Source organism: Streptomyces beijiangensis (genome assembly GCF_017315755.1).
Classification (GTDB): Bacteria; Actinomycetota; Actinomycetes; order Streptomycetales; family Streptomycetaceae; genus Streptomyces; species Streptomyces beijiangensis.
Genome location: NZ_JAFLRJ010000206.1, coordinates 1 through 10,703, shown reverse-complemented (window position 1 = coordinate 10,703; position 10,703 = coordinate 1). Strand labels below are relative to the sequence as shown.

General features: G+C 67.5%; 11 protein-coding genes, 1 other RNA gene and 2 pseudogenes. 10 read left to right on the top strand and 4 right to left on the bottom strand.

Features of this window, described 5'->3' with window-relative positions; translation table 11 throughout:
• Both J0695_RS21840 and J0695_RS21835 read left to right on the top strand, forming a co-directional pair.
• A pseudogene (locus tag J0695_RS21840) lies at positions 1 to 400 on the top strand (serine/threonine protein kinase); the annotation flags it as partial.
• 145 nt (positions 401 to 545) lie between these two features.
• Positions 546 to 1,790: a serine/threonine-protein kinase gene (locus J0695_RS21835; protein WP_206963815.1), complete on the top strand. Its 1,245-nt coding sequence runs from the start codon at positions 546 to 548 to the stop codon at positions 1,788 to 1,790.
• Here the strand turns inward: J0695_RS21835 and J0695_RS21830 are convergent.
• Complete coding sequence (locus J0695_RS21830; protein WP_206963814.1) at positions 1,787 to 2,350, bottom strand: hypothetical protein; 564 nt, start codon at positions 2,348 to 2,350, stop codon at positions 1,787 to 1,789. The genes J0695_RS21835 and J0695_RS21830 overlap by 4 nt on opposite strands.
• Positions 2,351 to 2,456: 106 nt before the next feature.
• Between J0695_RS21830 and J0695_RS21825 the strand changes: the two genes are divergently transcribed.
• The 3 genes from J0695_RS21825 to J0695_RS21815 all read left to right on the top strand — a co-directional run bounded on the left by J0695_RS21825 (position 2,457) and on the right by J0695_RS21815 (position 4,833).
• Positions 2,457 to 2,693 (top strand): hypothetical protein, encoded by a 237-nt coding sequence (locus J0695_RS21825; RefSeq protein WP_206963813.1) that lies wholly within the window; start codon positions 2,457 to 2,459, stop codon positions 2,691 to 2,693.
• A gap of 123 nt (positions 2,694 to 2,816) precedes the next feature.
• Positions 2,817 to 3,923 carry a peptide chain release factor 2 gene (gene prfB / locus J0695_RS21820; RefSeq protein ID WP_206963812.1) on the top strand — a complete coding sequence of 369 codons (1,107 nt, stop codon included), beginning with the start codon at positions 2,817 to 2,819 and terminating at the stop codon, positions 3,921 to 3,923.
• Positions 3,924 to 4,197: 274 nt separating this feature from the next.
• Positions 4,198 to 4,833 (top strand): LPXTG cell wall anchor domain-containing protein, encoded by a 636-nt coding sequence (locus J0695_RS21815; protein ID WP_206963811.1) that lies wholly within the window; start codon positions 4,198 to 4,200, stop codon positions 4,831 to 4,833.
• 105 nt (positions 4,834 to 4,938) lie between these two features.
• Here J0695_RS21815 and J0695_RS21810 read toward each other — a convergent pair whose 3' ends face one another.
• Positions 4,939 to 5,130 (bottom strand): hypothetical protein, encoded by a 192-nt coding sequence (locus J0695_RS21810; RefSeq protein WP_206963810.1) that lies wholly within the window; start codon positions 5,128 to 5,130, stop codon positions 4,939 to 4,941.
• Positions 5,131 to 5,388: 258 nt separating this feature from the next.
• Here J0695_RS21810 and ftsE point away from each other — a divergent pair, with 258 nt between their 5' ends.
• The 5 genes from ftsE (at position 5,389) to ssrA (ending at position 9,301) form a co-directional block, all read left to right on the top strand.
• Positions 5,389 to 6,078 (top strand): cell division ATP-binding protein FtsE, encoded by a 690-nt coding sequence (ftsE, locus tag J0695_RS21805; protein ID WP_206963809.1) that lies wholly within the window; start codon positions 5,389 to 5,391, stop codon positions 6,076 to 6,078.
• A 9-nt stretch (positions 6,079 to 6,087) separates the two neighbouring features.
• Positions 6,088 to 7,008 carry a permease-like cell division protein FtsX gene (gene ftsX / locus J0695_RS21800; RefSeq protein ID WP_206963808.1) on the top strand — a complete coding sequence of 307 codons (921 nt, stop codon included), beginning with the start codon at positions 6,088 to 6,090 and terminating at the stop codon, positions 7,006 to 7,008.
• A gap of 67 nt (positions 7,009 to 7,075) precedes the next feature.
• On the top strand, positions 7,076 to 8,284 hold the full coding sequence (locus J0695_RS21795) for a S41 family peptidase (protein WP_206963807.1): 1,209 nt from the start codon (positions 7,076 to 7,078) through the stop codon (positions 8,282 to 8,284).
• A gap of 34 nt (positions 8,285 to 8,318) precedes the next feature.
• Entirely contained in the window at positions 8,319 to 8,801 is a 483-nt protein-coding gene (gene smpB / locus J0695_RS21790; RefSeq protein WP_206963806.1) for an SsrA-binding protein SmpB, read from the top strand.
• A gap of 111 nt (positions 8,802 to 8,912) precedes the next feature.
• Positions 8,913 to 9,301: a transfer-messenger RNA gene (ssrA, locus tag J0695_RS21785) on the top strand.
• A 127-nt stretch (positions 9,302 to 9,428) separates the two neighbouring features.
• On the opposite strand, the gene J0695_RS21780 is transcribed toward ssrA, so the two are convergent.
• Together J0695_RS21780 and J0695_RS21775 are read right to left on the bottom strand one after the other, a co-directional pair.
• Positions 9,429 to 10,421, bottom strand: coding sequence for a LacI family DNA-binding transcriptional regulator (locus J0695_RS21780; RefSeq protein ID WP_206963805.1), 993 nt, complete (start codon positions 10,419 to 10,421; stop codon positions 9,429 to 9,431).
• A gap of 33 nt (positions 10,422 to 10,454) precedes the next feature.
• A pseudogene (locus J0695_RS21775) lies at positions 10,455 to 10,703 on the bottom strand (hypothetical protein); the annotation flags it as partial.

The following is a 10,703-nucleotide window of genomic DNA, read 5'->3' as shown; positions in this document are numbered from 1 at the left end:
GTACCCGCAGCCCCAACAGGCTCAGCAGCAGCGCCCGCCCCAGCGGCAACAGCAGCGTCCTCAGCAGCAGCGCCCCCAACAGCGCCCGCAGCAACAGCAGTACGCGCCCCCGCAGCAGCCCCAACAACCCCAGGCACCCGCACCCCGCGAGCCGCGCCAGCCGCGTCAGCGCAGCGCCAACCCGATGAAGATCCCGGGCCTGGGCTGCCTCAAGGGCTGCCTCTTCACCTTCCTGATCCTCTTCGTCGGAGCCTGGCTCATCTGGGAGTTGACGCCGCTCCAGGAGTGGATCGGCACGACGAAGGGCTTCTTCGCGCAGATCGGCGACATCATCAACCAGGTGAGCGACTTCATCTCCAGCATCGGCGGATCAGGATCGGGCTCCGGCTCCGGAAACTGACGCGAAACCGCCCCCACCCTGTAAACAAGTCGACTTCTGTGGGGCAATTTCCCCCGCAGAAGTGAAGGTTGGCGCCTTCCGGGGCACTGAACACCCCAGCACCCGCGTATTTTGGGTGCGATCGCCAGCCGCTGAGGGAGCAGTCTTGGCACGGAAAATCGGCAGCCGGTACACCGCGCACCAGATCCTGGGGCGCGGCAGCGCGGGCACGGTATGGCTAGGCGAAGGCCCTGAGGGCCCCGTCGCCATCAAGCTGCTCCGCGAGGACCTGGCCTCCGACCAGGAGCTGGTGGGCCGCTTCGTACAGGAGCGCACGGCACTCCTGGGCCTCGACCACCCTCACGTGGTCTCGGTCCGCGACCTGGTGGTCGACGGCAACGACCTGGCCCTGGTCATGGACCTCGTACGGGGCACGGACCTGCGCACGCGCCTGGACCGCGAACGCCGCCTCAGCCCCGAAGCGGCGGTGGCGATCGTCGCGGACATCGCGGACGGCCTGGCGGCAGCGCACTCGGCGGGCGTGGTGCACCGGGACGTAAAACCAGAAAACATCCTCCTGGACATGCAGGGCCCGCTGGGTCCCGGCAGCTCGCACCCCGCCCTCCTCACGGACTTCGGCGTGGCAAAGCTGATCGACACCCCGCGCCGTACCCGCGCCACAAAAATCATCGGCACCCCGGACTACCTGGCCCCCGAGATCATCGAGGGCCTGCCCCCGCGCGCGTCGGTCGACATCTACGCCCTGGCGACGGTCCTGTACGAACTCCTCGCGGGCTTCACGCCGTTCGGAGGCGGCCACCCGGGAGCGGTCCTGCGCCGCCATGTGACAGAAACGGTTGTTCCTCTCCCCGGCATCCCGGACGAGCTCTGGCAACTCCTGGTCCAGTGCCTGGCGAAGGCCCCCGCCTCGCGCCTGCGCGCCTCCGAACTGGGCGACCGCCTGCGCGAGCAACTCCCGCACCTGGCGGGCATCCCGCCGCTGGACGTGGACGAACCGGACGACGAGACGTCGGAAGACGAGCCGTACGAAGAAGACCCCCACCCCACGGCCGCAACATCCGCGACCCCGCGAAGAGGCGCGGTCCCGTTGGTCCCCGGCTCGTCCCCCGACTCCAACCGCGACACCCACACGAGCATGCGAGTCCCGGCCCCCGACGAACTGGCAGGCGGCCCGAGAGGCACGGCCCGAGCTCCCCGCACCGCGGCCGAGCGCCGCCCAGGCTCGGCCCGCCACAAGTCCACGACCGAAGCCGTCCGACGCCGCCGCCTCAAGCTGGGCGCGGCAGCGATCGTGCTCGCGGCGGCGGTAGGGGTGGGCGGCTGGCTGGCCACGTCGTCCGGCGACGACGGCTCGGCGCCCCAGGACACGAAACAGTCGTCACAGCCCTAGCAGTACGGAACGATGCTGAAATTGTCGACGTACCGGGCGGAGACCCATCCGCTTCCGTCGCCGAGCATGTACCAGAGGCTGTTCCCGCCGACGCTCTGCCCGTTCTTCTTGCAGTAGAGCGGAATGATGGACCCGGGCTTCAGATCCTTCACGTACGCGGAAGCCGTGGAAGCGTCCTTCCGCACATGCAACTCGGTACGGGAAGTGACCCGCCCTTGAGCCCTCGCCCCACCGGAGCCCCCGCCGCTGTTGCAGGTGGGCACGGCGGACAGATTGTCGACGTACCGGGCGCTGACCCACCCGCCGTCGGCGAGGTTGTACCAGACTCTGTTCCCGCCGACGCTGGGCCCACTGACCTTGCAGCTCAGCAGCACGAGCTGCTGATACGCGAGGACCCGGGTCACCCGGGCGGACATCGACGGACTGCTGTGCACATTCAGCCCGACGTGCGAGCTCACGCGCCCACCGGGATCGGCAGCGGCGGCGGGCAGCACCGTGGCAAGGGTGACGGCCCCGGAAACCCCGAGAACAACGGCTGTACCAAGCATCGGAAGCCTCATCACATGCTCCTTCCAGCCCCTCCAGCCAGCCTCTCCCCGGGCCCGCGGACCCGCATGTCGATCTTGTGATCGAAGCAGAGCAATCCCGGAATGTCACCCTCCGCGTTTGTTTCGTGGCCACGTCGGTGATGCCGCTCCGTGTGCGGCGGCGGTCGACGCGAACCGGATGAATGCCAACGCCTGGATCTCGGAGCGGCAGGACTTCACCGCCCCCTATGTCGACAATGTCGATACGGAGGAGGCCATGTCCGTTCTGGCCCCCGCGAGTGATCCGGATGCGCCGACCTTGCAACTCGGTGCTGGTGCGGCACCGGCCGACTACGACACTGATCCCCGCATTTAGGGGAGTGTGCCCCCGGGTCGCCGACGTGCCGGCGACCCGGGGGCACAGGCGTGAGCAGGGGCAGGAGCGGTTTGATCATGCTGTCCGGGGAATGCCCGCACCAGCAGCCGTTACGCTGGACCCGTGGCAGTCGTCGATGTTTCCGAAGAGCTGAAGTCCCTCTCCTCGACCATGGGGTCGATCGAGGCCGTCCTGGACCTCGACAAGGTGAGGGCCGATATCGCTGTCCTCGAGGAGCAGGCCGCGGCGCCGTCCCTCTGGGACGACCCGGACGCGGCGCAGAAGATCACCAGCAAGCTTTCGCACGCGCAGGCCGAGGTCCGCAAGACGGAGGCGCTGCGTGGGCGCATCGACGACCTGAGCGTGCTCTTCGAGCTCGCCGAGGCCGAGGACGACGCCGACACCCTTGCCGAGGCGGAGACCGAGCTCGTCTCGGTCCGTAAGGCGCTGGAAGAGATGGAAGTACGGACGCTTCTGTCGGGTGAGTACGACGAGCGCGAGGCGCTGGTCAATATCCGCGCCGAGGCCGGCGGCGTCGACGCCGCCGACTTCGCCGAGCAGCTGCAGCGTATGTATCTGCGCTACGCCGAGCGGCACGGGTACAAGACGGAGGTCTACGAGACCTCGTACGCGGAAGAGGCCGGCATCAAGTCGACCACCTTCGTCGTCAAGGCTCCGTATGCCTACGGAACCCTCTCCGTCGAGCAGGGCACGCACCGCCTCGTCCGGATCTCGCCCTTCGACAACCAGGGGCGCCGCCAGACCTCCTTCGCCGGTGTCGAGGTGCTGCCCGTCGTGGAGCAGACCGACCACATCGAGATCGACGAGTCCGAGCTGCGCGTGGACGTCTACCGCGCATCGGGTCCGGGCGGCCAGGGAGTCAACACCACCGACTCCGCTGTGCGCCTGACCCACGTCCCCACCGGGATCGTCGTGTCGTGTCAGAACGAGCGCTCGCAGATCCAGAACAAGGCCAGTGCCATGAACGTTCTGCAGGCCAAGCTCCTTGAGCGGCGCAGGCAGGAAGAGCGGGCGCTGATGGACTCGCTCAAGGGCGACGGCGGCAACTCCTGGGGCAACCAGATGCGTTCGTACGTCCTGCACCCCTACCAGATGGTGAAGGACCTGCGGACCGAGTTCGAGGTCGGCAACCCGCAGGCTGTGCTCGACGGCGAGATCGACGGCTTCCTCGAAGCCGGAATTCGCTGGCGCAAGCAGCAGGAGAAGTAGGAGTAACTTTGTCGATAAGCGAACTGCCGCCCCACGGGCGGCAGTTCGCTTTTTACGTCACAGTCGTATTCCCGTACGACGGGCAAGTAGGGGCGTTTCGGGCATTGCGCCCGCAACGACCTTGACGCACATCTTATTTACGGGAAGGCTGACGCGCGGCATGCGTATTACTGGGGCGTGTGTGGTCGGCGAGGAACGGGTACAACTCCTCTTCTGGCGCTGCCGCCCCCGGACGCTGCTCCATTGACGATGAGCTACTGGGGGTAGCAAGCAGATGACGAAGAAGACGCGGATCCGCCTGGCACGGGTCGCTGCTGGTGCAGTGATCGCGGCGGGCGCTTCGCTCACCGCCGCAGGCGCCGCTCAGGCTGCAAATATCGGTGTGGACCTCGGTCCGCTCAAGATTGACGCGGGCCTTGGTGTGAGGGACGAGACGCCGACGCCGACGCCGACGCCGTCGACCACCGAGATCCCGGACCCGACTCCGACTCCGACGGAGACCGTTCCGACGGAGGACCCGGACCCGACTCCGACGGAGACCGTTCCGACGGAGGACCCGGACCCGACTCCGACCGAGACCGTTCCGACGAAGGACCCGACCAAGGACCCCACCGCGGACCCGACGGCCGACCCGACCGCCACCTCGGGCTCGGGCTCGACCACGGGTGGCGACGATGCAGGTACCTGCACCGTCGACCTCAACGGCGCCAAGTGCACCGACGGCTCCAACACCAACACCGACAACCTCGGCTCGGAGCCGGTCGAGCAGGGCAAGGCCAAGGAGGAGCTGGCTGAGACCGGCGCCGCCGAGACCTCGTTCCTGATCATCGGTGCCGCCACCATGATCGCCGGCGGCATCGGCTTCCGGTTCCTGCCGCGTCTCGCCGGCGGCAACCGCACCGCTGTCTAAGCAGACAAGCGGGAGTACGTACGAGAGAGGGCCCCCGGCGCCACACGGCGCCGGGGGCCCTCTCTTTTGCGTAAGGGGGAAGCGGGGAAGTGAAGAAGTGGAGCGTCAGACTGTCTGGTGGGCCAGCAGTGCTACCGCCCCCACCAGCAGCACCAGCAGCGTGATCAGCGCTACCGGGCTCAGGCCGCCCCAGGGGCCTTCTTGCTGCAGGCGCTCCCTGTTGGCGCGGCAGACGGGGCAGCGGCCCTCGCTGACGGGTGACGCGCAGTTCGCGCAGACCAATCGGTCGTAGGTCATCCGCTCTCCTCCTTCCGCGACACGAACACAGGCACAGACGCCGGGCAGTCTTTACGGGTGGTTCTTTCCGTGCAACGCCCGGGGAAACGCAACCGTTCCCCATACCACTGTGCCAGCTCGGGAACGATACGGCGCGCCCTGCCGGAATCGGCCGCTCCATTACGGGACATAACACGCATCCCCATACGCCGCCTGCGGGGGCGCATCTGCTTCGCGTAAGGTCACGCACACCTACTCCCGGCCGACCGTGGTGCACCTGTGATCCGATTCGACAACGTCTCCAAGAGTTACCCGAGGCAGAGCCACCCCGCCCTGCGTGACATCTCCCTTGAGATCGAGAAGGGGGAGTTCATCTTCCTGGTGGGATCCTCCGGTTCCGGCAAATCGACCTTCATGCGGCTGATCCTCCGCGAGGAACGCGCCAGTCACGGCACGGTGCACGTCCTCGGCAAGGACCTCGCGCGGATGTCGAACTGGAAGGTGCCGCAGATGCGGCGCCAGCTCGGCACCGTGTTCCAGGACTTCCGGCTGCTGCCGAACAAGACCGTCGCCGAGAACGTGGCCTTCGCGCAGGAGGTCATCGGGAAGCCGAAGGGCGAGATCCGCAAGGCCGTGCCCCAGGTCCTCGACCTCGTCGGGCTCGGCGGCAAGGAAGACCGGATGCCCGGTGAGCTCTCCGGTGGTGAGCAGCAGCGCGTGGCGATCGCGCGGGCCTTCGTCAACCGGCCCATGCTGCTGATCGCGGACGAGCCGACCGGCAACCTCGACCCGCAGACCTCTGTCGGCATCATGAAGCTGCTGGACCGGATCAACCGGACCGGGACGACCGTCATCATGGCGACCCACGACCAGCAGATCGTCGACCAGATGCGCAAGCGCGTCATTGAACTCGAGAAGGGCCGTCTCGTACGCGACCAGTCGCGCGGCGTCTACGGCTACCAGCACTGAAAGGACGCCATGCGCGCCCAGTTCGTCCTGTCGGAGATCGGCGTAGGTCTCCGCCGCAATCTGACGATGACCTTCGCTGTCGTCGTTTCCGTCGCCCTCTCCCTCGCCCTGTTCGGCGGTTCGCTCATGATGAGCGACCAGGTCAGCAAGATGAAGGATTACTGGTACGACAAGGTCAACGTCTCCATCTACCTGTGCAGCAAGGGCGATGCGGAGACGTTCACCAAGTGCGCCAAGGGTGCCGTCACCGAGGCACAGAAGACCGCCATCAAGGCCGACCTGGACAAGATGAGCGGTCTTGTCGAAAAGGTGAGCTACGAGTCGAGCGACGAGGCGTACAAGCACTACCAGGACCAGTTCAAGGGCACCCCGATGGCCTCGTCCATCACCCCTGACCAGCTCCAGGAGTCGTACCGCGTCAAGCTCAAGGACCCGTCCAAGTACAAGGTGATCGCGACCGCGTTCGCCGGCCGGGACGGTGTGCAGTCGGTCCAGGACCAGCGCGGGATCCTGGAGAACCTCTTCGCGCTGCTCAACGGCATGAAGGTCGCCGCGCTGTACGTGATGGCGCTGATGCTGATCATTGCGCTGATGCTGATCGTGAACACCGTGCGCGTCTCCGCCTTCAGCCGGCGAAGAGAGACCGGCATCATGCGGCTCGTCGGCGCGTCCAGCTTCTACATCCAGACGCCGTTCATCATGGAAGCGGCCGTCGCCGGGCTGATCGGCGGTCTCCTCGCCTGCGGACTGCTGGGCGCCGGGCGGTACTTCACGGTCGACCACGGGCTGATGCTGCACGAGAAGCTCAACCTCATCCACTTCATCGGCTGGGGCGAGGTCGTCTCCAAGTTCCCGCTCGTGCTCGCGATCAGTGTGCTGATGCCGGCAATCGCCGCATCCTTCGTGCTCCGCAAGTACCTCAGGGTGTGACCGACGCCCCGTGCGGCGTACCGGCAACACGCGGTACGGCGCACGGGGTTGGCCTAGAGTGGTCGCCATGTCCGGCCCGGAATTCCCTTCCAGGTCCCGCCGCTCCCGCCGCGGGGCGGCCCTGACATTGGTCTTCGCCGGCGTGCTCGCCGCCTCCGCCGCGACCAGCGCCTGGCCCAGGGACGACGTGAAATCGCCGTCGTCCGGCCGGACCCGCAATGTCTCCGACGCCTCGCCCGCTTCGTCCGGTTCGTCGGCGACCGTGTCCCCGCAGGCCCTGGAGAAGGCCGCCGCCGACGCCGAAGCCGACGGGAAGTCCGGTACGGACGCGGCCGAGGAAGTCGTCAGCCGCAGCGGCGACCGCTGGGGCGCGGTGTACGACCGCGGGGAGTACGAGGAGTTCGAGCAGGCCCTCGACGGCCGGTACACCGGCGTCGGGCTCGGCGCCCGGCGCGCGCGCGACGGGCGCATCGAGGTCTCCGCCGTCCAGCCCGGCGGGCCCGCGGCCCTGGCCGGGGTCCGGGCCGGCGATCTGATCCGTACGATCGACGGCCATCGCGTGACGGCCAGCCCTGTCACCGAGGTCGTCTCGCAGCTGCGCGGGGACGACGGCGGCAAGGGCTCGTCCGCCGCGCCGGGCACGGCCGTGACACTCGGACTGCAGCGCGGCACCCACGCGTGGTCGCGTACGGTGCGCCGCGCACGGCTCTCCACCGAGGCTGTGACGGTGAGAGCCCTTGCCGACGGCGCCACGATGATCAAGGTCACCGCCTTCACGAAGGGCGCGGGCGAGCGGGTGTGCGACGCGGTCCGCACGTCGGACGGCGGTCTGCTGCTCGACCTGCGGGGCAACGCGGGCGGTCTTGTCACCGAGGCCACGGCCGCGGCTTCAGCCTTTCTCGACGGCGGGCTGGTCGCCACGTACGACATCCACGGCAAGCAGCGCGCCCTGTACGCGTCGGGGGGCGGCGACACGGCAAGACCGCTGGTGGTGCTGGTGGACGGCGGCACGATGAGCGCCGCCGAGCTGCTGACGGGGGCGCTGCAGGACCGGGGCCGGGCGATCACGGTCGGCACCCGTACCTTCGGCAAGGGATCGGTGCAGATGCCGAGCAGGCTGAAGGACGGTTCCGTGGCCGAACTGACCGTCGGGCACTACCGCACTCCGGCGGGCCACAGCGTCGACGGACAGGGCATCACCCCCGACCTGGTGGCCACCGATCGGGCCGAGGCGAGGGCCGAGACAGTACTGAGTGGCCTCGGGGGTACGTCTTAAAGAAGTTGCGGTGTAGTGCGAAAATGGACGCACTATGGCTAAGGAAACAGGGCGCAAGCTGATCGCCCAGCACAAGAAGGCGCGGCACGACTATCACATTCTGGACACCTACGAGTGCGGTCTCGTACTGACCGGCACCGAGGTGAAGTCGCTGCGGCAGGGGCGGGCCTCGCTGGTGGACGGGTTCGTCCAGATCGAGAACCACGAGGCGTGGCTCTACAACGTGCATGTGCCGGAGTACACCCAGGGCACCTGGACCAACCACAGCGCGCGCCGCAAGCGGAAGCTGCTGATGCACCGCCTGGAGATCGACAAGCTGGAGTCCAAGGCGAACGAGTCCGGGCACACGGTCGTGCCCCTGGCGCTCTACTTCAAGGACGGCCGGGCCAAGGTCGAGATCGCGCTGGCCAAGGGCAAGAAGGAGTTCGACAAGCGGCAGACGCTGCGCGAGAAGCAGGACACCCGGGAGACGAACCGGGCCGTCGCGGCGGTACGCAGGCAGCAGCGGGGCCAGTAGGACCGCCCGGCCCGCCGGTCCGGGCGGAATGGGCTGGCACCGGCATGCGTTGGTCACGTACGATGGGGACTGCACCTCAAGGGGTGTGGCACCACCTTGATAAAAAAACATGGGGATGATCGGTTTCGACAGCGGATGTCGAGGCAGGGGAAGCGAGCCGAGGAAGCGGCAATGATCTCGTTAACCATATGTCGCAAACAATAATCGCCAATTCTAAGAGCGATTCCCAGTCCTTCGCCCTCGCTGCCTAATAAGCAGTGAGTGAGGGACCCATAATGGGTGTCAGCCCGGAAGTGTTCCCGATCCGGATCCTGGCATAATCTAGGGGACTAAACCGCCGAGCCCGGTCACGGGGTTCGATGGGAAATCAAACAGTGGCTGGGCCCGTCGGAGACTTGTTCGCGAGATCTCCGGGGCCGAGAAAATCGCAGCGAACTGCGCTCGGAGAAGCCCTGGTTCTGCACCGTTGGACGCGGGTTCGATTCCCGCCATCTCCACAATTCCCATGTTTGTAAAAAAGCACAGCGTAAAAAGCACAGTGCAAAAAAAGCACAGTGTAAAAAGCACAAAAGGTAAAGGCCCTGACTGTTTCGGCAGTCGGGGCCTTTGTCTTGTCCGGTGCCAGTGTCAGCTCGATGCCCGCTGCGTCAGAAGGGGCGGGATCAGCGTGGACTGCGGGACGGGCACGTGTTCCAGCTTTCGCATCAGGAGTTCTACGGACTTCGCGCCCACCTCCTCCGCCGGTACGGCGACCGATGTGACGGGGACGGGCGCCTGTTCGGCCGTCTCGTCGGGGCAGATCGCCGTGAGCGCGAGGTCCTGCGGGATCCGGAGCCCCATCGCCTGGAAGGCCTCGGTGAGCGGCCGGACCAGAGGCTCGTTGTGGATCACCAGGCCGGTGAGGTCGGGGTGGGTACGGAGCAGCCGCCCGGCGAGCTCCTTCGCCGCCGCGGGGGTCGGGTCGCAGGGGTGGACCGAGGAGCTGAGGCCGTGGCCGTCGGCCGCCGCGGTGAAGCCCTGGGCGACGCGCTGGGCGAAGCCGGTCTCGCGTGCGTACACGGCGGGGGGCGAGCCGATCAGGGCGATCGTACGGTGGCCCTTTTCGGCGAGGTGGTCGACGCAGGCCCCGCCCGCCGCACGGAAATCCAGGTCGATACAGGTGAGGCCGGAGGGGTCGGCCGGGAAGCCGATCAGCACCGAAGGGCGGTCCAGGGTTCGGAGCAGGGGGAGCCGGGTGTCGTGGAGCTGGACGTCCATCACGATCAGCGCGTCGGCCAGCGAGGTGTCCGCGACCCGGCGCAGACCCTCGTCGCCCTCCTCCTGGGTGAGGAGCAGTACGTCGTGGTCGTAGCGGCGGGCGGCGGTGACGACCGAGGCCGCGAACTGCATGACGACGGGCACGTGGACGCCTGTACGCAGCGGGATGACCAGGGCGATGACGTTCGAGCGGCTGCTCGCGAGGGCCCGGGCGCCGGCATGGGGGCGGTAGCCGAGCTCGCGGATGCTCTCCTCGATACGGCGGCGGGTGTCCTCGGTGATGGGGCGTTTGCCGCTCAGCGCGTACGACACCGTGCTGGGCGAGACTCCCGCGTGCCGTGCGACATCCGTGATCTTCACCATGGAAACCCCCTTGTTCGACTGGCCGGACGAACCCTACTTGACCGCCTCTACGACGATCCCGCGGGTGAGGGTCCGCTGGAAGGCGAGGAGGAAGGCCAGGGCGGCGGCTGCGACGGGGGTGACATAGGCGGTGGACGGGGTGGTGTGGTCGATGAGCCAGCCCGCTGTCGCGGAGCCCGTGGCTATGCCGCCGAGGAGCGCGGTCACGGCGAGCGTCATTCCCTCGTTCAACTGGCCCTGGGGGGTGAGGCGTTGGACCAGGGTCATGCCGGTGACCATGGT